The 22300-nt window shown below is 56.1% G+C and carries 24 protein-coding genes; 17 read left to right on the forward strand and 7 right to left on the reverse strand.

Going from position 1 to position 22300, the window contains the following annotated elements; translation table 11 throughout:
* Positions 1-160: 160 nt before the first annotated feature.
* The 3 genes from V1572_RS20135 (at position 161) to V1572_RS20145 (ending at position 1250) form a co-directional block, all read left to right on the forward strand.
* On the forward strand, positions 161-460 hold the full coding sequence (locus V1572_RS20135) for an ArsR/SmtB family transcription factor (protein WP_048029255.1): 300 nt from the start codon (positions 161-163) through the stop codon (positions 458-460).
* A 9-nt stretch (positions 461-469) separates the two neighbouring features.
* Positions 470-991, forward strand: coding sequence for a rhodanese family protein (locus tag V1572_RS20140; protein WP_048226627.1), 522 nt, complete (start codon positions 470-472; stop codon positions 989-991).
* Between the two features lie 79 nt (positions 992-1070).
* Positions 1071-1250: a hypothetical protein gene (locus V1572_RS20145; RefSeq protein WP_048029253.1), complete on the forward strand. Its 180-nt coding sequence runs from the start codon at positions 1071-1073 to the stop codon at positions 1248-1250.
* A gap of 38 nt (positions 1251-1288) precedes the next feature.
* Here V1572_RS20145 and stpA read toward each other — a convergent pair whose 3' ends face one another.
* The gene (stpA, locus tag V1572_RS20150) at positions 1289-1693 is read right to left on the reverse strand and encodes a DNA-binding protein StpA (RefSeq protein ID WP_048029252.1); all 405 of its coding nucleotides are present in this window, start codon (positions 1691-1693) and stop codon (positions 1289-1291) included.
* A 494-nt stretch (positions 1694-2187) separates the two neighbouring features.
* Here stpA and alaE point away from each other — a divergent pair, with 494 nt between their 5' ends.
* Complete coding sequence (alaE, locus tag V1572_RS20155) at positions 2188-2637, forward strand: L-alanine exporter AlaE (protein ID WP_023617655.1); 450 nt, start codon at positions 2188-2190, stop codon at positions 2635-2637.
* Positions 2638-2669: 32 nt separating this feature from the next.
* Here alaE and V1572_RS20160 read toward each other — a convergent pair whose 3' ends face one another.
* The gene (locus tag V1572_RS20160) at positions 2670-3014 is read right to left on the reverse strand and encodes a DUF2002 family protein (protein WP_008502568.1); all 345 of its coding nucleotides are present in this window, start codon (positions 3012-3014) and stop codon (positions 2670-2672) included.
* Between the two features lie 160 nt (positions 3015-3174).
* Between V1572_RS20160 and V1572_RS20165 the strand changes: the two genes are divergently transcribed.
* The 13 genes from V1572_RS20165 (at position 3175) to leuA (ending at position 17966) form a co-directional block, all read left to right on the forward strand.
* Positions 3175-3501: a DUF883 domain-containing protein gene (locus V1572_RS20165; RefSeq protein WP_008502569.1), complete on the forward strand. Its 327-nt coding sequence runs from the start codon at positions 3175-3177 to the stop codon at positions 3499-3501.
* A gap of 252 nt (positions 3502-3753) precedes the next feature.
* A complete protein-coding gene (gene nrdH, locus V1572_RS20170; protein WP_196346650.1) occupies positions 3754-3993 on the forward strand; it encodes a glutaredoxin-like protein NrdH in 240 nt (79 codons plus the stop codon).
* Entirely contained in the window at positions 3990-4400 is a 411-nt protein-coding gene (nrdI, locus tag V1572_RS20175; protein WP_024907682.1) for a class Ib ribonucleoside-diphosphate reductase assembly flavoprotein NrdI, read from the forward strand. The genes nrdH and nrdI overlap by 4 nt, the downstream gene beginning before the upstream one ends.
* Positions 4373-6517, forward strand: coding sequence for a class 1b ribonucleoside-diphosphate reductase subunit alpha (nrdE, locus tag V1572_RS20180; RefSeq protein ID WP_395299533.1), 2145 nt, complete (start codon positions 4373-4375; stop codon positions 6515-6517). Before nrdI ends, nrdE begins: the two co-directional genes overlap by 28 nt.
* Positions 6518-6526: 9 nt before the next feature.
* Positions 6527-7486 (forward strand): class 1b ribonucleoside-diphosphate reductase subunit beta, encoded by a 960-nt coding sequence (gene nrdF / locus V1572_RS20185; protein ID WP_395299534.1) that lies wholly within the window; start codon positions 6527-6529, stop codon positions 7484-7486.
* A gap of 330 nt (positions 7487-7816) precedes the next feature.
* Positions 7817-9019, forward strand: a complete 1203-nt coding sequence (proV, locus tag V1572_RS20190) for a glycine betaine/L-proline ABC transporter ATP-binding protein ProV (protein ID WP_008502574.1) — start codon at positions 7817-7819, stop codon at positions 9017-9019.
* The gene (gene proW, locus V1572_RS20195; protein WP_008502575.1) at positions 9012-10076 is read left to right on the forward strand and encodes a glycine betaine/L-proline ABC transporter permease ProW; all 1065 of its coding nucleotides are present in this window, start codon (positions 9012-9014) and stop codon (positions 10074-10076) included. The genes proV and proW overlap by 8 nt, the downstream gene beginning before the upstream one ends.
* A gap of 9 nt (positions 10077-10085) precedes the next feature.
* Positions 10086-11081, forward strand: coding sequence for a glycine betaine/L-proline ABC transporter substrate-binding protein ProX (gene proX / locus V1572_RS20200; RefSeq protein WP_048029249.1), 996 nt, complete (start codon positions 10086-10088; stop codon positions 11079-11081).
* A 153-nt stretch (positions 11082-11234) separates the two neighbouring features.
* Positions 11235-12419 carry an MFS transporter gene (locus V1572_RS20205; protein WP_045909302.1) on the forward strand — a complete coding sequence of 395 codons (1185 nt, stop codon included), beginning with the start codon at positions 11235-11237 and terminating at the stop codon, positions 12417-12419.
* A gap of 313 nt (positions 12420-12732) precedes the next feature.
* The gene (gene mprA, locus V1572_RS20210) at positions 12733-13263 is read left to right on the forward strand and encodes a transcriptional repressor MprA (RefSeq protein ID WP_023308933.1); all 531 of its coding nucleotides are present in this window, start codon (positions 12733-12735) and stop codon (positions 13261-13263) included.
* Between the two features lie 126 nt (positions 13264-13389).
* On the forward strand, positions 13390-14562 hold the full coding sequence (emrA, locus tag V1572_RS20215) for a multidrug efflux MFS transporter periplasmic adaptor subunit EmrA (RefSeq protein ID WP_045909303.1): 1173 nt from the start codon (positions 13390-13392) through the stop codon (positions 14560-14562).
* Positions 14563-14578: 16 nt separating this feature from the next.
* On the forward strand, positions 14579-16126 hold the full coding sequence (gene emrB / locus V1572_RS20220) for a multidrug efflux MFS transporter permease subunit EmrB (protein ID WP_028014182.1): 1548 nt from the start codon (positions 14579-14581) through the stop codon (positions 16124-16126).
* Positions 16127-16310: 184 nt separating this feature from the next.
* On the forward strand, positions 16311-17966 hold the full coding sequence (leuA, locus tag V1572_RS20225) for a 2-isopropylmalate synthase (protein ID WP_126533949.1): 1656 nt from the start codon (positions 16311-16313) through the stop codon (positions 17964-17966).
* Here leuA and V1572_RS20230 read toward each other — a convergent pair.
* The 5 genes from V1572_RS20230 to yqaB form a co-directional block, all read right to left on the reverse strand.
* Complete coding sequence (locus V1572_RS20230) at positions 17953-18717, reverse strand: AraC family transcriptional regulator (RefSeq protein WP_395299535.1); 765 nt, start codon at positions 18715-18717, stop codon at positions 17953-17955. The two genes, leuA and V1572_RS20230, sit on opposite strands and share 14 nt — an antisense overlap.
* Positions 18718-18781: 64 nt before the next feature.
* Positions 18782-19297, reverse strand: coding sequence for an S-ribosylhomocysteine lyase (gene luxS, locus V1572_RS20235; protein ID WP_014833019.1), 516 nt, complete (start codon positions 19295-19297; stop codon positions 18782-18784).
* A 153-nt stretch (positions 19298-19450) separates the two neighbouring features.
* Positions 19451-20995, reverse strand: a complete 1545-nt coding sequence (gene gshA / locus V1572_RS20240; RefSeq protein WP_045909305.1) for a glutamate--cysteine ligase — start codon at positions 20993-20995, stop codon at positions 19451-19453.
* Between the two features lie 83 nt (positions 20996-21078).
* Complete coding sequence (locus V1572_RS20245) at positions 21079-21507, reverse strand: YqaA family protein (protein WP_021241956.1); 429 nt, start codon at positions 21505-21507, stop codon at positions 21079-21081.
* The gene (gene yqaB, locus V1572_RS20250; protein WP_032648006.1) at positions 21504-22070 is read right to left on the reverse strand and encodes a fructose-1-phosphate/6-phosphogluconate phosphatase; all 567 of its coding nucleotides are present in this window, start codon (positions 22068-22070) and stop codon (positions 21504-21506) included. Before yqaB ends, V1572_RS20245 begins: the two co-directional genes overlap by 4 nt.
* Positions 22071-22300: the final 230 nt, after the last annotated feature.

The raw sequence follows: 22300 nt of genomic DNA on the forward strand, positions 1-22300 counted from the left end.
ATCCATTGAAAATAATAAAGAGAACTATCTCTAAGCATAGCCAGTTTACCTGTCTGCGCCAGTTCTCTCCCCTGCGTTTACCCTCTTTTACGCTTTTGACGCTGGCGTAATGCGCACAATTACTTTAGTATTAACTTAATTAAGCAAATACTAAACTATCATGACCGAACTCGAACAGCTTCAGGCCAGCGCAGAGCAGGCCGCAAACCTTTTAAAAGCGATGAGCAATCCGCGTCGCCTGCTGATCCTCTGCACGCTGTGCGGCGCCCCCGGCACCAGCGCGGGGGAACTGGCCCGCGCGACGGGGCTGAGCCCTTCCGCCACGTCGCAACATCTGGCGCGCATGCGTGAGGAAGGTCTGATTGACAGTACCCGCGAGGCGCAGCGCATTCGCTATTTCATTAAAAACGATGCGGTGCATCAGCTCATCAGCACCCTGAAAACCCTTTATTGCCCGTAAGGAGCCGCCATGTCACTTCCCCTTATTTCGCCGCGCGAGGCCAGCGCCCGCATCGCTGAAGGTGCAAAGCTGATTGATATTCGTGATGCCGACGAGTACGCCCGCGAGCATATTCCCGCCGCGCAGTCCATGCCGCTGGATACCTTACCCGGTGGACTTAAAACGCACGCGGGCGAAACGGTGATTTTTCACTGCCAGTCTGGCGCCCGCACCTCAGGCAATGCCGATCGCCTTGCGCAGGCCGCCGCCCCCGCTCAGGCACTGGTGGTCGAAGGGGGCATTCAGGGCTGGAAGCAGGCGGGTCTGCAGACGGTCGAAGACAAAACCCAGCCGCTGCCGCTGATGCGTCAGGTACAAATTGCCGCCGGGCTGCTCATTCTCTGCGGCGTGGTGCTGGGCTATAGCGTCTCCGGCGGCTTTTTCCTGCTCAGCGGCTTCGTAGGAGCCGGGCTGCTGTTCGCCGGTGTGACCGGTTTTTGCGGCATGGCGAGGCTGCTCAAGGTGATGCCCTGGAACCGTCGTACCTCATAAGCAGTAATCGCTGAAATACGCTGTACCCGCCGTCATACGTGGGCTAATGTGAAGATCGCTAAAACGATGAGGAGGTAATATGTTTTCTGTCGGTGATTATGTTCAACCGCGTAAAGGCGGCCCGAAGCTGAAAGTGCTTGAAGTGAATGGTGACAGCGTTGTGGCGGTACAGGCCAGCAATGAGCAAGGCGAGAAATATACCCTGAAAGCGGCCGATCTGGCGCCGTATACTGAAGACGGTGATTTCGGCGTCTGCTGAAAAAATGCCGGGCGGCGTGTTCCGCCCGGTTTACCTGTTTAGATCAGAAAATCTTCCAGTGATTTGCCGTTTGCCAGCGCGCTGGCAATAGGCTTCGGCGTGCGGCCCTGGCCGGTCCACGTTTTCTCTTCACCGTTCTGGTCAATAAAGCGATATTTGGCATCACGCGGCTTGCGCTTTTTCACTGGCTTACCCGCCTGCCCCAGTTCAGAGCCCAGCAGATCGGTCGGTGAAATACCATCGGCTTTCATTCGTTCCAGCAGGGCATTAATTTTCTCCTGCTGTTCAGCCCGCTGCTGCTCTAATTCCGCCAGCTCACTACGTTTTTCTTCAGCAACGACCCTGACCTTTTCCAGCATTTCCTCAAGAACGTCCAGGGATAATTCGCGTGCCATGGCGCGCAGAGTTCGGATATTATTAAGATTCTGTAACGTCAAAGACATATTATTTGAAAACCTTCTCTTTAGGGTAAATAGATAAATCACCGACAGAATAATTCATTTCCGTTGAAATATCTACCCGCGGGGCGACCCTGCCAATAGCGTAAATATGTTTTACTGCCACCGTTAATATTATCTTATAACGCCTGTGGGATACGCATGGATTCATTCATCACATCAATATAAATGGTCATCTTTAATCAAAATTTCAGCATCCTGCGCTGTCCAGAAGCGGGTTGAGGCCCTCGTCAGTGAGACTAGACACAACTAACTGATTTACATTAAAAAATCATCACACGAGACACATTATAACGAAGCGAACAAAAAACCATCAATTTTAGAGAATTTTGTGGACAAAACGCGTTTAAATAAAAATTAATCACTAGTTGTTAGTTCAAACATAGAGATATACGCTATACATGCCAAACAAACCAACCTAAAGCACTAATCGCTTAGGGAAAATCGTTTCTTTTGTGTTCTTCTCAAGGAGTTCAGACATGTTCTCACCGCAATCACGCCTTCGCCATGCCGTGGCGGATACTTTCGCGATGGTTGTCTACTGTTCCGTTGTGAACATGCTGATCGAAATATTCCTCTCCGGAATGACCTTCGAGCAGTCACTTTCTTCTCGTCTGGTGGCGATCCCGGTCAATATTATTATTGCATGGCCTTACGGCTTATACCGCGATGCCGTCATGCGTTTCGCACGTCGTATCAGCCCCGCAGGCTGGGTGAAAAACCTGGCGGACGTTCTGGCCTATGTGACGTTCCAGTCGCCGGTTTACGTGGCTATTCTGCTGACGGTGGGCGCGGACTGGCACCAGATCGCTGCGGCGGTCAGTTCGAATATTGTGATTTCAATGCTGATGGGGGCGGTATATGGCTATTTCCTCGACTACTGTCGCCGCCTGTTTAAGGTCAGCCAGTACAGCCAGGCAAAAGCGTGATATGAAGCGACTGGCACACGCCAGTCGCAAATTTACTGTACGTCGCCAAACAGTCCCTTCAAAAACCGTTCCAGCGCCATACGCGAGCTGAAACCATGCGGAATACCATAATGCTCATGCGTCTCTCCGCCTAAATAGAGCGGAAATTGCTGATAGTGATCGCAGGTTTTAATATCCGAGGCAGGCTCAGCAAATGACAGACTTCTGTCTTTCAGCGTCGGGTGAATAATGAGAGCGGTACGTCCCATTCTTGCTTCACGATTAACGTAAACATAATTCTCGCCACGGCGATATCCATACGCTTTTGGTGTCACCTCATCCATGGTGAATCCCTCTTTTTCAAGAACGCGCGCCACCTCATCAGGTCGTAAATACATATCTTTTCCTCGTTATCTTTTCCTGCCCGGCAACCTTACAGTATTCAGCATTAGCAGGGCTTTCAGAATAGTCCATAAACTGCCGGATAACGCGTGATGCGCTTCAGATATTAAATTTCTGAACTAAACTGAACGGGAACGCAAAATTACGGAGGATCGTATGTTTAACAGACCGAACCGAAACGATATTAATGACGATGCGCAGGATATTCGTAATGATGTCAGCCAATTAGCGGACACGCTGGAAGAGGTGCTGAAATCCTGGGGAAGTGACGCGAAGGACGAAGCGGATGCCGCAAAACGTAAGGCTCAGTCTCTGCTCCGTGAAACCCGCGCGCGCTTAAACGGCCGCACGCGTACGACACAGGCTGCCTGCGATGCGGTCAGTTGCGCAACGACCTTCGTGCGCGAGAAGCCGCTCTGTACGCTCGGAACGGTAGCGGCAGTCGGTATCTTTGTGGGCGCTCTGCTTAGCCTGCGTAAATAACCCGCTCACGCACCGTTATCTGCCCCGGTGGTCAGTGGCTGCCGGGGCTTTTCTTTGCCTTCTCGCCTGTGAAACCCGTATAGCCTGCCCTGCCCCGCTGAGCTCATCATCGTGACAACATCAATCTGAATTTCCCATATCTTGTATGGTTGAAACTTAAGACAACTACATCTAGTATTCCTTTTAGCAAGACACACACAACCTGACGCGATGATTCGCGCCGTTCTCTCATTTTAAATGGAAATACGAATCATGAGCATTATTATTTACACTCGTAACGATTGTGTTCAGTGCCACGCGACCAAACGGGCGATGGAAAGCCGCGGCGTGGCGTTTGAGATGGTGAATATTGACCAGCAGCCCGAGGCCGCCGATACCCTTCGCGCGCAGGGTTTCCGTCAGCTTCCAGTGGTGGTGGCCGGGGAGACCAGCTGGTCTGGCTTCCGCCCGGACATGATCAACCGCATCGCCGCGCAGGCCACACGGGCATGAGCAGACTGGTGTTCTTCTCCAGCAGCTCGGAAAACACGCTCCGTTTTATTGAGCGCGTCGGGCTGCCTGCGGTGCGCATTCCGCTTAACGAGCGGGAGCGGATCCGGGTAGAGGAACCTTACATTCTGGTGGTGCCCAGCTATGGCGGAGGCGGCACGGCGGGCGCAGTGCCTCGCCAGGTGATCCGCTTTCTGAACGATCCTCATAACCGGGAGCTGATCCGCGGCGTCATTGCGGCGGGGAATCGCAATTTCGGCGACGCCTTTGGCCGCGCCGGAGATGTCATCTCTCAAAAATGCGGCGTGCCGTATCTCTATCGCTTTGAGCTGATGGGGACGCAGCAGGACGTTGAAAACGTGCGTAAAGGAGTGAACGAATTTTGGCAACGACAACCGCAGAACGGGTAATGCAGGCGACGCCGGATTACCACGCATTAAACGCGATGCTTAACCTCTATGACCGGGAGGGACGCATTCAGTTTGATAAAGACCGTGAGGCGGTGGACGCCTTTTTTGCCGCCCACGTGCGGCCCAACAGCGTGACCTTTACGAGCCAGGATGAACGTCTCGACCACCTGGTTAACGAGGGTTACTACGATGCGCGCGTCCTCACCCGCTACGAACGCGCCTTCGTCGTGAAGCTGTTTGAACGCGCCCACGCCAGCGGCTTTCGTTTCCAGACGTTCCTTGGCGCGTGGAAGTTCTACACCAGCTACACCCTGAAAACCTTTGACGGTAAGCGCTACTTAGAAAGCTTTGAAGATCGCGTGGTGATGGTCGCGCTGACCCTGGCGCAGGGCGATGTAGCGCTGGCGCAACAGCTCACCGACGAGATCCTCTCCGGCCGCTTCCAGCCCGCCACGCCCACCTTTCTCAACTGCGGCAAAGCCCAGCGCGGTGAGCTGGTCTCGTGCTTCCTGCTGCGTATCGAAGATAATATGGAGTCGATTGGTCGCGCGGTGAACTCGGCGCTGCAGCTTTCCAAACGCGGCGGCGGCGTGGCATTTTTGCTCTCTAACCTGCGCGAAGCGGGCGCGCCGATCAAGCGCATCGAAAACCAGTCCTCCGGCGTGATCCCGGTGATGAAGATGCTGGAGGATGCGTTCTCCTATGCTAACCAGCTTGGCGCGCGCCAGGGCGCGGGAGCGGTCTACCTGCACGCGCACCATCCGGACATTCTGCGTTTTCTCGATACCAAGCGCGAAAACGCCGACGAAAAAATCCGTATCAAAACCCTGTCGCTTGGCGTGGTGATCCCGGATATCACCTTTAAACTGGCCAAAGAGAATGCCGAGATGGCGCTCTTCTCGCCGTATGACGTTGAGCGAATCTATGGCAAAGCCTTTGGCGACGTGGCCATCAGCGAACTTTATGACGTGCTGGTAGCCGACGAGCGCATTCGCAAAAAATATATCAACGCCCGCGATTTCTTCCAGACGCTTGCCGAAATTCAGTTTGAGTCCGGCTATCCGTACATCATGTACGAAGATACGGTAAACCGCGCGAACCCGATTGCCGGGCGCATCAACATGAGCAACCTGTGCTCGGAGATTTTGCAGGTCAACAGCGCGTCCGGCTATGACGAGAATCTGGACTATGCGGAGATCGGCAAAGACATCTCCTGCAACCTCGGGTCGCTGAATATCGCCCACACCATGGATTCACCCGACTTTGGCCGCACGATAGAAACCGCCATTCGCGGGCTGACGGCGGTGTCGGACATGAGCCACATCCGCAGCGTGCCGTCCATTGAGGCGGGCAACGCTGCGTCGCACGCTATCGGGCTTGGGCAGATGAACCTCCACGGCTATCTGGCGCGGGAGGGCATCGCCTACGGCAGTCCGGAAGGGCTGGACTTCACCAACCTCTATTTTTACACCGTCACATGGCACGCGCTGCATACCTCGATGATGCTGGCGCGCGAACGCAACCAGCATTTTACGGGCTTTGAGCAGTCCCGCTACGCCAGCGGAGCGTATTTTAGCCCGTATCTTGAAGGCGACTGGCAACCGAAAACCGAAAAAGTACGCGAACTGTTTGCTCGTGCCGGGATCGTGTTGCCGACGCGTGCGATGTGGCAGCAGTTGCGTGATGATGTGATGCGCTACGGCATCTACAACCAGAACCTGCAGGCCGTACCGCCAACCGGTTCGATCTCCTACATCAATCACGCCACGTCGAGCATTCACCCGATCGTGTCGAAAATTGAAATTCGCAAAGAAGGCAAAACCGGACGCGTTTACTACCCTGCCCCGTTTATGACCAATGAAAACCTGGCTTTGTACCAGGACGCGTATGAGATCGGCCCGGAAAAAATCATCGATACCTACGCCGAGGCGACGAAACACGTGGATCAGGGACTCTCGCTGACGCTGTTCTTCCCGGATACCGCCACCACGCGGGACATCAACAAAGCACAGATCTACGCCTGGAAGAAAGGCATCAAAACGCTCTACTACATTCGCCTGCGCCAGCTTGCGCTGGAAGGCACCGAAATTGAAGGCTGCGTGTCCTGCGCGCTGTAAGGAGAAAGGATGAAACTGTCACGCGTGAGTGCCGTTAACTGGAACAAAATCCAGGACGATAAAGACCTGGAGGTATGGAACCGCCTGACCAGCAACTTCTGGCTGCCAGAAAAGGTCCCGCTCTCCAACGATATTCCGGCCTGGCAAACCCTGAGCCACGCCGAGCAGCAGCTGACGATCCGCGTCTTTACCGGCCTGACGCTGCTCGACACCATTCAAAATACCGTCGGCGCACCGGCTCTGATGAGTGACGCGATGACGCCGCACGAAGAGGCGGTGATGTCGAACATCAGCTTTATGGAGGCGGTGCACGCCCGCTCCTACAGCTCGATTTTCTCCACGCTGTGCCAGACCAAAGACGTGGACGCGGCCTACGCATGGAGTGAAGCAAGCGAGTCACTACAGAGAAAGGCGGAGCTGGTGCTGACGTATTATCGGGACGACGAGCCGCTGAAGAAGAAGATCGCCAGCGTGTTTCTGGAATCCTTCCTCTTCTATTCCGGCTTCTGGCTGCCCATGTACTGGTCGAGCCGGGGCAAGCTCACCAACACCGCCGATTTGATTCGCCTCATCATTCGGGATGAAGCGGTGCACGGGTATTACATCGGCTATAAGTATCAGAAAATGCTGGAAAAAGTCAGCAAGGCCAGGCGCGAGGAGCTTAAGGGATTTGCGCTCGATTTGCTGATGGATCTGTACGACAACGAGCTGAGCTATACCGAAGAGCTCTACGCTGGTACCGGCTGGGAGGAAGACGTGAAGGCCTTCCTCTGCTACAACGCCAACAAGGCGCTGATGAACCTGGGTTACGAGGCGCTGTTCCCACCGGAGATGGCGGAGGTGAACCCGGCGATTCTGTCCGCGCTGTCGCCCAACGCCGACGAAAACCACGATTTCTTCTCCGGGTCGGGTTCATCGTACGTGATGGGCAAAGCGGTGGAAACTGAGGATGAAGACTGGGATTTTTAATGAACGTTAACGTTCGTTAATTTAATATAAACCCAACAATTTCCTCTCTAATATTTACAAAGCAACTACACTGTCATTTCTGCGTCATATTCGCCTGAATCACCCGATTCAGGCGAAATTCTCCTGCGCCACAGCAAAAAATTGAGAAAAATTCAGATCACGCTCAGCCCTTTACTCATGGGAAATACAGCCGTTTCGCTTCCCTGAAAATTCACGTCATAAGCAAACCCAGGGTTGTCTCAGATTCTCAGTATGTTAGGGTTATGCCCGTTAACAATTTACCATGGTAATCATATCGACATAAACAAATAACAGGACACTCTCTATTGCATGGCAATTAAATTAGAAGTGAAAAATCTTTATAAAGTATTTGGCGAGCATCCGCAGCGCGCATTCAAATATATTGAGAAAGGCCTTTCGAAAGAGCAAATTCTGGAAAAAACCGGGCTATCGCTTGGCGTTAAAGACGCCAGTCTGGCCATTGAAGAAGGCGAGATTTTTGTCATCATGGGATTATCCGGTTCGGGTAAATCCACTATGGTTCGCCTTCTCAATCGCCTGATTGAACCCACCCGCGGACAGGTACTGATTGACGGCGTGGATATCGCCAGAATATCAGACGCCGAGCTTCGCGAGGTGCGCAGAAAGAAGATTGCGATGGTATTCCAGTCATTCGCGCTGATGCCGCACATGACGGTACTGGATAATACCGCCTTCGGCATGGAATTAGCCGGCACGCCTGCGCAGGAACGTCAGGAAAAAGCCCTTGATGCCCTGCGTCAGGTAGGGCTGGAAAATTATGCGCATGCGTACCCGGATGAACTTTCCGGCGGTATGCGTCAGCGCGTGGGATTAGCCCGCGCATTAGCCATTAATCCAGACATTTTATTAATGGACGAAGCTTTCTCCGCCCTCGATCCGTTAATTCGCACCGAGATGCAGGATGAGCTGGTAAAATTACAGGCGAAACATCAGCGAACCATTGTCTTTATTTCCCACGATTTGGATGAAGCCATGCGTATTGGCGACCGTATTGCCATTATGCAAAACGGTGAAGTGGTGCAGGTCGGCACGCCGGATGAAATACTCAATAATCCGGCGAATGATTATGTCCGCACCTTCTTCCGTGGCGTGGATATTAGCCAGGTCTTTAGCGCCAAAGATATTGCCCGTCGAACGCCAAACGGCATTATTCGTAAAACCCCAGGCTTCGGCCCGCGCTCGGCGCTTAAGCTGCTGCAGGACGAAGACCGTGAATACGGTTATCTGGTTGAACGCGGCAATAAATTTGTCGGCGTTGTCTCCATCGACTCTCTGAAAACCGCGCTCAGCGAAAACCAGGGGATCGATGCGGCGTTGATTGACGCTCCGCTTGCCGTGGACGCCGAAACGCCGCTCAGCGAGTTGCTCTCTCACGTAGGGCAGGCGCCGTGCGCCGTGCCGGTCGTGGGTGAGGAACAACAGTACGTCGGCATCATCTCAAAACGGATGCTGCTGCAGGCTTTAGATCGCGAGGGGGCAAACAATGGCTGACCAAACTAACCCGTGGGGTACCACTGAAGCGGCGGATAACGCTGCACAATCCGCCGACGCGTGGGGTTCCACGCCAGCCCCCGCCGACGGCGGCGGCGCGGCAGACTGGCTGAACAGCGCCCCCGCGCCTGCGCCAGAACACTTCAACATCATGGACCCGTTCCATAAAACGCTGATCCCGCTGGACAGCTGGGTCACGGAGGGGATCGACTGGGTGGTGACGCACTTCCGCCCGGTGTTCCAGGGGATCCGCATCCCGGTGGATTACATCCTGAACGGCTTCCAGCAGCTGATGCTGGGCATGCCGGCACCGGTGGCGATTATCCTGTTCTCCCTGATCGCCTGGCAGTTTGGCAGCGCCGGCATGGGTGTCGCCACGCTGATTTCGCTGATTGCCATCGGCGCGATTGGGGCCTGGTCGCAGGCGATGATCACCCTGGCACTGGTGCTGACCGCCCTGCTCTTTTGCATTGTCATCGGCCTGCCGATGGGGATCTGGCTGGCGCGCAGCCCGCGGGCAGCGAAGATTATCCGTCCGCTGCTGGATGCAATGCAGACCACCCCGGCCTTCGTCTATCTGGTGCCGATTGTGATGCTGTTCGGCATCGGCAACGTGCCGGGCGTGGTGGTCACCATTATCTTTGCCCTGCCGCCGATTATTCGTCTGACCATTCTCGGGATCAACCAGGTGCCTGCGGACCTGATCGAAGCGTCACGCTCGTTCGGTGCCAGCCCGCGCCAGATGCTGTTTAAGGTTCAGCTCCCGCTGGCCATGCCAACCATCATGGCGGGCGTTAACCAGACGCTGATGCTGGCCCTGTCGATGGTGGTGATTGCCTCGATGATCGCCGTTGGCGGTCTCGGCCAGATGGTGCTGCGCGGCATTGGCCGTCTCGACATGGGGCTGGCCACCGTCGGCGGCGTCGGGATCGTGATCCTCGCCATTATTCTTGACCGCCTGACCCAGGCCGTCGGTCGCGATTCACGCAGTCGCGGCAACCGTCGCTGGTATTCCACCGGCCCTGTCGGGTTACTCACCCGCCCCTTTAGAAAATAAGGAACAACGATGCGACATAACGTCCTTTTTGCCACAGCGTTTGCCACCCTTGTCTCCACCAGCACGTTCGCGGCTGATCTGCCGGGCAAAGGCATTACCGTGCAGCCGGTGCAGAGCACCATTTCGGAAGAGAGCTTCCAGACCCTGATCGTCAGCCGCGCGCTGGAAAAACTCGGCTACACGGTTAACACGCCGAGCGAAGTGGATTACAACGTGGGCTATACCTCGATTGCCTCCGGTGACGCCACCTTCACCGCCGTGAACTGGCAGCCGCTGCACGACGACATGTATGCCGCCGCCGGTGGCGACAAGAAATTCTACCGTGAAGGCACATTTGTCACCGGCGCGGCGCAGGGATATCTGATCGACAAGAAAACCGCCGACCAGTACCACATCACCAATATCGAACAGCTGAAGGATCCGAAGATCGCCAAACTGTTCGACACCAACGGTGACGGCAAGGCCGACATGATGGGCTGCTCGCCGGGCTGGGGCTGCGAAGCGGTGATTAACCACCAAAACAAGGCGTTCGATCTGGCGAAAACGGTCGACGTGAGCCACGGCAATTATTCAGCGATGATGGCCGACACCATTGCCCGCTTCAAAGAGGGTAAACCGGTGATTTACTACACCTGGACGCCATACTGGGTGAGCGACGTGCTGAAGCCGGGGAAAGACGTGGTGTGGCTGCAGGTGCCGTTCTCCTCCCTCCCGGGCGAGCAGAAAGATATCGACACCAAACTGCCGAACGGCATGAACTACGGCTTCCCGGTGAACACCATGCATATCGTGGCGAACAAAGCCTGGGCCGAGAAAAACCCGGCCGCGGCGAAGCTGTTCTCGGTGATGAAGCTGCCGCTGGCGGACATCAACGCCCAGAACGCGATGATGCACGCGGGTAAATCGTCTGAGGCAGATGTCAAAGGCCACGTCGACGGCTGGATCAAAGCCCACCAGCAGCAGTTTGACGGCTGGGTGAAAGAGGCGCTTGAGGCGCAGAAGTAAAAAACAAAACCCTACCCCTCATCCTCTCCCCAAAGGGGAGAGGATGAGGGGATAACCGCACAAACACACACATAACAATCCCCCAACATTCACAATCATTCGCTATTATGGTTTCCGGAAAAATAATCACTTAACTAACGATTCCTGAAACCAATGACAAAAACAGCTCAAGGGCTTAGCCCCGCACTCATTCTTTTAATGTCCGTGGCCACGGGTCTGGCCGTCGCCAGCAACTATTACGCGCAACCTCTTCTCGACACCATCGCCCGCGCGTTTGACCTTTCCGCCAGTTCAGCAGGCTTTATTGTCACCGCAGCCCAGCTCGGTTATGCCGCCGGGCTGCTGTTCCTGGTGCCGCTCGGCGATATGTTTGAACGCCGAATGCTGATCGTCTCCATGACCCTGCTGGCCGCCGGTGGGATGCTGATCACCGCCAGCAGCCAGTCGCTGACGATGATGATTATCGGTACCGCGCTGACGGGGTTGTTCTCCGTAGTGGCGCAAATTCTGGTCCCGCTCGCAGCGACCCTCGCCTCCCCGGAAAAACGCGGCAAGGTGGTGGGCACCATCATGAGCGGCCTGCTGCTGGGGATTTTGCTGGCGCGTACCGTTGCCGGGCTGCTGGCAAGCCTCGGCGGCTGGCGCACCGTATACTGGGTGGCGAGCGTGCTGATGGTCGTCATGGCGCTGGCACTGTGGCGCGGGCTGCCAAAAGTGAAGCAGGAAAATCACCTGAACTACCCGCAGCTGCTGGCCTCCGTTTTCAGCCTGTTCACTCAGGATAAACTTCTGCGCACCCGCGCTCTGCTGGGCTGCTTCACCTTCGCCAACTTCAGCATTCTGTGGACGTCGATGGCGTTTCTGCTGGCCGCGCCGCCGTTCAATTATTCCGAAGGGGTGATTGGCCTGTTCGGTCTGGCCGGTGCCGCAGGCGCACTGGGCGCGCGTCCCGCAGGCGGGCTGGCCGACAAGGGCAAATCCCATCTGACCACCTCAGCGGGGCTGATATTACTTCTGCTCTCCTGGGCGGCAATCTGGTATGGGCACGTCTCGGTGCTGGCGCTGATCGTCGGAATCCTGGTGCTCGATCTCACCGTGCAGGGCGTTCACATCACCAATCAGACCGTCATCTATCGCGTGAAGCCAGAGGCGCGTAACCGCCTGACGGCCGGGTACATGACCAGCTACTTCATTGGCGGCGCGGCGGGCTCGCTCATTTCCGCCTCGGCATGGCAGCATGCCGGCTGGTCAGGGGTATGTGCGATCGGCGCCATCGTCGCCACGCTTAACCTGCTAGTATGGTGGCGCGGCTACCATCGTCAGGATGCAATTCATTAAGTTTTACATTGCGTTGGCCTCTTAGGGTGTTAAGAGGCCCTTCACTCTGTTAATGTAAACGTAATCATTTATCCCAGAAATTTTAATGTGGGTGACATATTTACAATTGACATGAATAGTTCAGACCCCCGTCCTCACATCCTCTCTTCAGCGGGTTCACACCCTACGCTTTCTGTGCTCACCGGGTCACGGACTTACCCGGCGCTTTCTGATGGTGACATTAATTTGGCGGATATAACCGCACAAATAATTCATTTACATTATTTGTCACTATCGTTACTATATCGGCTGTAATTAATGAGGTTATGCCCAAATGGATAGTTCGTTTACGCCCATTGAACAAATGCTTAAATTTCGCGCCAGTCGCCATGAGGACTTCCCGTACCAGGAAATCCTGCTGACTCGCCTGTGCATGCACATGCAGGGTAAGCTACTGGAAAACCGTAATAAAATGCTGAAAGCTCAAGGGATTAACGAGACATTGTTTATGGCGTTGATCACGCTGGAGTCTCAGGAAAACCACAGCATTCAGCCTTCCGAGCTGAGCTGCGCGCTGGGCTCCTCCCGTACCAATGCGACCCGAATTGCCGATGAGCTCGAAAAGCGTGGCTGGATTGAGCGCCGTGAAAGCGACAACGATCGCCGCTGCCTGCATCTGCAACTGACCGATAAAGGTCACCAGTTCCTGCGCGAGGTGCTGCCACCTCAGCACAATTGCCTGCACAAACTCTGGTCCGCCCTCAGCACCGCCGAGCGTGACCAGCTTGAGCACATCACTCGCAAGCTGCTCACCCGTCTGGACCAGATGGATGAAGACGGCGCCGTTCTTGAGGCGCTGCGCTAACGCGACGACACGCTCACCATTCCAGATTCATAAGAAAACCGACAGGCCAGCACGTCACACTGCTGGCCTTTCTGACAACAGGTCGGCTCAGCCGATGTGAAAATAAGAAGATCGTGGAGAACAACAATGAGCGCAAATGCGGAGAGCACTACCCCGCAGCAACCGGCCAACAAGAAAGGCAAACGTAAGAGCGCCCTTCTTCTGTTGACCTTGCTCTTTATCATTATTGCCGTGGCATATGGGATCTATTGGTTTTTAGTACTGCGTCATGCTGAAGAGACTGACGACGCGTACGTGGCAGGGAACCAGGTACAAATTATGGCGCAGGTGTCGGGCAGCGTGACGAAAGTCTGGGCTGACAATACCGACTTTGTGCAAAAAGGCGATGTGTTGGTGACTCTCGATCCAACCGACGCCCAGCAGGCGTTTGAAAAAGCACAGACCGCGCTGGCCTCCAGCGTCCGTCAGACCCGCCAGCTGATGATCAACAGCAAGCAGCTGCAGGCCAACATCGACGTGCAGAAAACCGCACTCGCACAGGCGCAGAGCGATCTGAACCGCCGCGTGCCGCTCGGCACCGCCAACCTGATTGGCCGTGAAGAACTGCAGCACGCCCGCGACGCCGTCGCCAGCGCTCAGGCACAGCTGGATGTGGCCATTCAACAGTACAACGCCAACCAGGCGATGGTGCTGGGCACCAGCCTGGAAAACCAGCCTGCCGTTCAGCAGGCAGCGACTGAAGTCCGCAACGCGTGGCTTGCCCTGCAGCGTACTAAAATCGTCAGCCCGATGACCGGCTATGTCTCCCGTCGTTCCGTTCAGCCTGGGGCGCAGATTAGCCCGACCACGCCGCTGATGGCGGTCGTACCGGCAGACAACCTGTGGGTCGACGCCAACTTTAAAGAGACGCAGCTTGCGCATATGCGTATCGGCCAGACCGCGACGGTTGTCAGCGACATCTATGGCGATGACGTGAAGTACACCGGGAAAGTGGTGGGTCTGGATATGGGGACCGGCAGCGCCTTCTCCCTGCTGCCTGCGCAGAACGCCACCGGTAACTGGATCAAAGTCGTACAGCGTCTGCCCGTGCGTATCGAACTGGATGCTAAGCAGCTGGCGGATCATCCGCTGCGTATCGGCCTCTCCACGCTGGTGACGGTTGACACCGCCAACCGCGACGGTCAGATCCTGGCAAGCCAGGTGCGTAGCAGTCCGGCTTATGAAAGTAACGCCCGTGAAATTAGCCTCGATCCGGTCAACAAGCTGATCGATGACATCGTGAAGGCAAACGCCGGTTAATCCGAAGGTGAGCGTTATGCAACAGCAAAAGCCGCAAAAACCGCTGGAAGGCGCGCAGCTGGTCATTATGACCATTGCGCTGTCGCTGGCGACATTCATGCAGGTGCTGGACTCCACCATCGCAAACGTGGCGATCCCAACCATCGCCGGTAACCTTGGCTCGTCGCTGAGCCAGGGAACCTGGGTCATTACCTCGTTTGGGGTGGCAAACGCCATCTCCATTCCGATCACCGGCTGGCTGGCAAAGCGCGTCGGTGAGGTGAAGCTGTTCCTCTGGTCCACGGTGGCGTTTGTACTGGCCTCGTGGGCGTGCGGCATGTCCAGCAGCCTGACGATGCTGATTTTCTTCCGCGTCATTCAGGGGATTGTCGCGGGGCCGCTGATCCCGCTTTCCCAGAGTTTGCTGCTGAGCAACTACCCTCCCGCAAAACGTTCCGTCGCGCTGGCGCTCTGGTCGATGACCGTTATCGTCGCGCCTATCTGCGGACCGATTCTGGGCGGGTACATCAGCGATAACTACCACTGGGGCTGGATCTTCTTCATCAACGTACCGATTGGCGCTGTCGTGGTATTGATGACGCTGCAGTCGCTGCGGGGACGAGAGACGCGCACCGAACAACGGCGTATCGACAGCATCGGGCTGGCGCTGCTGATCCTGGGTATCGGCAGTCTGCAGATTATGCTCGACCGCGGTAAAGAGCTCGACTGGTTCAACTCGCAGGAAATTATCATCCTGACCATTGTCGCGGTGGTGTCGATCAGCTTCCTGATCGTCTGGGAGCTGACGGACGACAACCCGATAGTCGATCTCTCGCTGTTTAAGTCGCGAAACTTCACCATCGGCTGCCTGTGTATCAGCCTCGCCTATATGCTCTACTTCGGCGCGATTGTGCTGCTGCCGCAGCTGTTGCAGGAGGTGTATGGCTATACCGCCACCTGGGCGGGTCTGGCGTCGGCGCCCGTTGGGGTGATCCCGGTCCTGCTGTCGCCGATAATTGGCCGCTTCGCCCATAAGCTCGACATGCGTCGGCTGGTGACGTTCAGCTTCATCATGTATGCGGTGTGCTTCTACTGGCGTGCGTATACCTTTGAGCCGGGAATGGACTTTGGCGCCTCGGCGTGGCCGCAGTTCATTCAGGGCTTTGCGGTGGCGTGCTTCTTTATGCCGCTGACCACCATCACGCTCTCTGGCTTACCGCCCGAGCGTCTGGCGGCCGCCTCGAGCCTGTCGAACTTCACCCGTACGCTGGCGGGCTCCATCGGTACGTCGATCACCACCACCCTGTGGACGAACCGCGAATCGATGCACCACGCGCAGCTGACCGAAGCGGTGAACCCGTACAACCCGAATGCTCAGCAGATGTATAGCCAGCTTCAGGGGATGGGAATGACGGAGCAGCAGGCGTCCGGCTGGATTGCCCAGCAGATCACCAACCAGGGGCTGATTATCTCGGCCAACGAGATTTTCTGGATATCGGCAGGGATCTTTATCGTCCTGCTGGGGCTGGTGTGGTTTGCCAGACCGCCGTTTGGTGCCGGTGGCGGCGGTGGCGGCGCGCACTAGTTCTGTGCGACGGTTGCCCGGTGGCGCTACGCTTACCGGGCCTACGAACGTAGGCCGGATAAGGCGGAGCCGCCATCCGGCAAAAAACCGCACTGTGTCCAGAACGCGACAGCCATTGTCAGTTCCGATAAAGCAGCGCGCCTGAAATCGATTCACGATAGTGAAAAGACAACAGGAGCGCATCATGCTGAACACACCCGCCAACAAGTACCAACCTTATCCCACCCTTTCCCTGCCCGACCGTCGCTGGCCGGAACAACGCATCACCCGCGCGCCGCGCTGGCTCTCGACCGACCTGCGCGACGGCAACCAGGCCCTTGCCGAGCCGATGGACAGCGCCCGCAAATTGCAGTTCTGGGCACTGCTGCTGGGCTGCGGATTCAAAGAGATCGAGGTTGCCTTTCCTTCCGCCTCACAGACGGATTTCAACTTCGTTCGCCAGCTGATTGAAGAGAACCGCATCCCGGATGACGTGACGATTCAGGTGCTCACTCAGGCACGGGAAGATCTCATCCATCGTACTTTTGAATCCCTGCGCGGCGCGAAGCAGGCTACCGTGCATCTGTATAACGCCACCGCTCCGCTTTTCCGCCGCCTGGTCTTCGGCATGGAGAAAGCGCAAATCGTTGAGCTGGCGACGCGCTCGACGCGGCTTATTCGCCAGCTGTGTGAGGAAAATCCCGACACCCGCTGGCAATATGAATACTCCCCGGAAACCTTCTGCTTTACCGAGCCGGAGTTTGCGCTGGAGATTTGTGAAGCCGTGGCGGAAATCTGGCAGCCGTGCGACGAGCGGCCTATGGTGATCAACTTACCTGCCACCGTCGAAGTGAGCACGCCGAACGTCTATGCCGACCAGATCGAGTATTTCTGCCGCCACTTCAGCCGCCGCCGCGATGTCTGCATCAGCGTGCATCCGCATAACGACCGCGGTACCGGCGTTGCCTGCGCGGAGCTGGCCGTAATGGCGGGAGCTGACCGCGTGGAGGGCTGTCTTTTCGGTAACGGGGAACGTACGGGTAACGTCTGCCTGGTAACGCTGGCGATGAACCTCTACAGCCAGGGGGTTAGCCCGAATCTGGACTTTAGCGATATGAATCGGGTGGTGGAAGTGGTGGAAACCTGCAATCAGCTGCCGGTCCACCCGCGCCATCCGTGGGCAGGACGGCTGGCCTATACCGCCTTCTCCGGCTCGCACCAGGACGCGATTAAAAAAGGCTTTGATGCCCGCAGGCCAGGCGATCGCTGGGAGATGCCTTACCTGCCCGTCGATCCCCAGGATATTGGCTGTACCTACGAAGCGGTGATCCGCGTAAACAGCCAGTCAGGAAAAAGCGGTAGCGCGTGGCTGATTGAGCAAAACCATGGGCTGAAACTGCCTCGCGCCCTGCAGCAGGATTTCAGCCAGCACGTGCAGCAGGAAACCGATCGTCACGGAAAAGAGATGACGCAAAATGCGCTGTGGCAGCTGTTCCGCACCCGCTACGGCCTGGTGGCAACGCCGCACTATGCGCTGCAATCCTACCGCAGCGATAGCCAGCAGGACGGCCAGCTGCGTTTGACGGCCAGCGTCGTCACACAGGGAGGAACGCGCCAGCTGGAAGGTCAGGGAAACGGTCTGCTCTCCGCTGCCGCTCACGGCCTGAGCCGCTGGGTCAACGCCCCGTTCGTGATTAAGGATTATCACGAGCATACGTTAGGCGAACGCAGCGACAGCCGCTCGGTGGCCTACATCCGCTGTCTGTTCCAGGACGGCAGCAGTCGCTGGGGCGTGGGCATTGATAGCGACGTGGCGCGCGCGTCGCTTCAGGCGCTCTTTAACGCCGTCAGTCGTTCTTAAAGTAATCGCTGGGAGAGACGCCCATCACCCGACGGAACATGGCCGTAAAGGCGCTGTGACTGCCGTACCCCAGATCCAGCGCCACGCGTAATACCGGCTGGCCCTGCGCCAGCCGGACTAAGGCTTCCAGCAGGCGCGCCCTTCTCACCCACTCTCCGCAGCTTAATCCCGTCTGCTGCTGAAAATGGCGGTTCAGCGTGCGCTCGCTCATGTTCATCATGCTCGAAGCCTGCGCGCTGCTCCAGCTTTCACCCGGGTGTTGCCGGATTTGCAGACACAGGCGACGTAGCGCCTCACTTTCCGGCTCCGGCAGGTGAAACGGCAGCACCGGCATAGTGCGGATTTCATCGAGAATGAGCTCATAGACGCGCTCATCCCGGCTTCCGGGTGAGTACGATTCAGGTAAAGCAAGGCAGACGAGGATCAGCTCGCGCAGCAGCGGCGTGATCTGCACGATCTGGCAGGTGGCCGGGAGATCGGCCCGCGCCAGCGGATCGATAAACAACGTTCGCGCCGCCACGTTGCCGGTAATGCGCAAGGAATGCTGCGTGCCCGCAGGCAGCCAGACGCCGCGACCGGGAGGAACAACCCAACAGCCTGATGCGGTATCCACCCGTACCACGCCGCTCAGGGTGTGCAGCAGCTGCGCGCAGTCGTGCTTGTGCCAGGGTTCGCTGTCACCATGAACGTAATCATGGGCAAACGGAACGAGGGGACGGTGGGTAAAGGAGAAGGTTAAGGTTGTGGTCAAAGGAGGCACCAACACAATGTAGGCCCGGTAAGCGAAGCGCCACCGGGCATCCACAGGCACAATACTAGATGTGCAGTTCCTGCAGTTTTTCTTTCGGCAGGGCCAGCTCTTCGTTGCTGTTCACGCGCACATCACGCTCGATGATATGACGCGCGATTTCCTGCGCTTCTTCCAGAGAGTGCATCTGGTAGGTGCCGCACTGGTAAACGTTAAGCTCAGGGATCTGGTTCTGCTCTTTCACCTTCAGCACGTCCTGCATGGCCGCTTTCCAGGCATCTGCCACACGTTTCTCTTCAGGCTGACCAATCAGGCTCATGTAGAAACCGGTACGGCAGCCCATCGGAGAGATATCGATGATCTCAACGCCGTTGCCGTTCAGGTGGTCACGCATGAAGCCAGCGAACAGGTGTTCCAGCGTATGAATGCCTTTCTCCGGCATCACTTCTTTGTTTGGCACGCAGAAACGCAGATCGAAGACGGTGATCGTGTCGCCGTGCGGGGTGTGCATGGTCTTCGCCACGCGGACTGCAGGTGCTTCCATACGGGTATGGTCGACAGTAAAGCTATCTAATAACGGCATACGTCACCTCCGATAGTGATTTTTTTTAAAATAAACTGAACTCTTCTACAGAATGCGCGTCTGAGTATATGAAAGACGCGCATTTGTTATCATCATCCCTGAATTCAGAGATGTATATTTTGGCCACAGCGATGTGGCCTTTTTCTTTTCTGCTTAAGCCTGCTTCGCCAGAAACGCCTCAAACGACTCGGTATCCGCCGCTTCAACCTCTTTCTGACGCACAACGGACGCTTCGCGTTCCGCGACAAAATCTGCTTCGCTCAGGATTTCTAACGGCTCCTGGATCAGCATCTCACGGTACTCCGCCGAGAGTGAACGCCCCGTACCACCAATGCCCTGATCAATCATAGAACGCAGAATGCGTGCTGAGAACGTCAGTTCCGGGTTATCAAAGCATTCCACCAGCTGGTCGCAAATCTGTTGATACGCATCCCCGCCGTCGATGCTGTCCATCGTCCGGGCAACACGCTTCAGATCGCGGAACAGATCTTTGCCGACTTTCGTCAGCGGGAACTGTGCCGTTTCGCAGCCGATACCCAGCGTCAGACCTGGCTTACGCCCTTCCAGAATCACGCGGTTCCAGTTTGTACGGGTACAGAGCAGTTCGTCTGAACTCATTTCCGGCGCATCCGCCAGCACGCACCAGACCATAAACAGATCCAGGAAGCGAATCTGCTGTTCATCAACGCCAATCGGTGAAAACGGGTTGATATCCAGCGAGCGCACTTCAATGTATTCGATCCCGCCGCGCTGCAGCGCATCCGACGGGGTTTCGCCGCTGCGCGTCACGCGCTTAGGACGAATAGGCGCATACAACTCGTTTTCAATCTGCAGGACATTGCTGTTGATCTGCAGACGCTTGCCGTCTTTTTCGAGGCCGATTTTCTCGTACTCTTCCGACGGGGTTTTGATCGCCCGCTTCAATCCTGCCACATATTCGTGCAATTCGTTAAACGTAATACCGAGATTGCTTTGCGATTTATTGGTATAGCCGAGATCGCTCAGGCGCAGAGAGGTGGCGTACGGAAGATAGTACATTCCGCAATCAGTCTTCTCGAACGGCAGCGTCGTCGGTTTTCCCTGCAGGAAAGATGAGCAAATAGCAGGCGATGCGCCGAACAGATACGGGATCACCCAGCCGAAACGGTAATAGTTTCGGATCAGGCGGAAGTAGCCTGCTGAGATGGCATCTTTATCCGTTTCACCGCATTTCGCTTCCCAGAATGCCATTGGCAACGAGAAGTTGTAGTGCACGCCAGAGATGGTCTGCATCAACGCGCCGTAGCGGTTTTTCAGCCCCTCACGGTAAAGCGTTTTCAGCCGGCCGATATTTGACGTGCCGTACTGTGCCAGCTCAATCTCCTGGCCCTGCTCGATATAGCACGGCATGCTGAGGGGCCACATGCGCTCGTCGCCCAGGTTGCGCGCGGTGTAGCGATGGATATCGCGCATGATCGTCAGCATATGATCAATATCACCCTCTACTGGGGTGATGAACTCAAGCAGCGCTTCAGCGAAATCGGTTGTGATCCATTTATGTGTCAGCGCCGAGCCTAACGCCTTCGGGTGACCCGTTGTCGCTAAACTGCCGTCCGCGTTAACGCGCAGCGTTTCACGCTCGAGACCACGCTGAATACCCTTCAATGCCTGAGGGTGGTTTTCCAGCCAGGCCAGCGCCTGAGATACGTCCGGGATCAAATTGACCTCCCGCCTGTCAAAGTAATGTTACTCAGCATAATTGTAATGGTTGACGATTGAAGGTCGCGTATTCATTCCACCAATTAGTGCCACCACGTCATACCCTGCAGCGTTGCCCATGCCACGAGGACATAACGCAACGCCTTGCCAAGGCACAAAAAAAAGAGCACCGGTCCCCAGGAGATGCGCATCCATCCCGCCAGCAGACACAGTAAATCGCCTATTACAGGCATCCAGCTTAATAACAGCGTGGCAGCGCCATAGCGTTTTAGCCAGCCGACTGCCTTTTCCTGCCAGCGCGATTTTTCACGCAGCGGAAAGAAACGCCCAAGAATAACGTTAGTCAGCCCTCCAAGGCTATTACCCATTGTTGCTATTACTACAAGCAGCCAGGGCTGACTCACGCCAGACAACAGCATCGCCACCAGCACCACTTCCGAATTGCCCGGTAACAGCGTGGCGCTGAGAAAACTGCTGGCGAATAATGAGGCAAGTGACAGCGCGTCACTCACAGTAAGCGCACATCCACCGCATCCATTCCGGCATCACGCGCGGCCTGGATGCCGAAATCGGCGTCTTCAAACACGACGCATTTTGCCGCCGGGACGCCCATTAATTCTGCGCAGAGCAGGAAGGTGTCCGGTGCAGGCTTGTGATGTTTAACATGATCGGCGGCAACCACGGCAGAGAAATAGTGGCGCAGGCCAAGATGATTGAGTAATGCCTCTGCAATCGCGCTTTCGCTGCCCGTCCCCACCGACATCGGGCGACGCCCGTGCCACTCTTTTACCACATCAATCAGCGGCAAAGGACGTACGGTATCTAAAAGCATGGCTTTTACCGCATCGGTTTTTTCGCGTGCGAGCAGGTGCGGGTCGAGATCGGCCTGATTCAGTTCAATCACGGCCTGTGCAATACGCCAGGTTGGGGAGCCGTTGAGGGCGATCATCGCCTGAAGGTCGAAACGCATACCGTAGCGGCCCAGGACGTCGGTCCAGGCTTGACGATGCGTGGGTTCGGTATCCAGAAGGGTACCATCCATATCGAAGATCAAACCGTCATACTGTGCGTACATCGTGCTCTCGCTAACCGATTAACAAAGCATTACTTTATCGTAAATGGTGGTTTTTGTCGCTGACAGAGAGTGTGATTGCTGACGGAACGTCGAAGGAATAAACAAAGAAGGAGAAGATGGTGCATCCGGGAGGATTACTCGGCTTACGCCTCGCCCTGCGGGCCGTTGCTAAAGCAACGTTATCCTCCCTGGTGCTTGCGATTAACTCGCTGACCTTAAAACAACAGCAT

This window comes from Enterobacter quasiroggenkampii (assembly GCF_043972695.1).
Classification (GTDB): Bacteria; Pseudomonadota; Gammaproteobacteria; order Enterobacterales; family Enterobacteriaceae; genus Enterobacter; species Enterobacter quasiroggenkampii.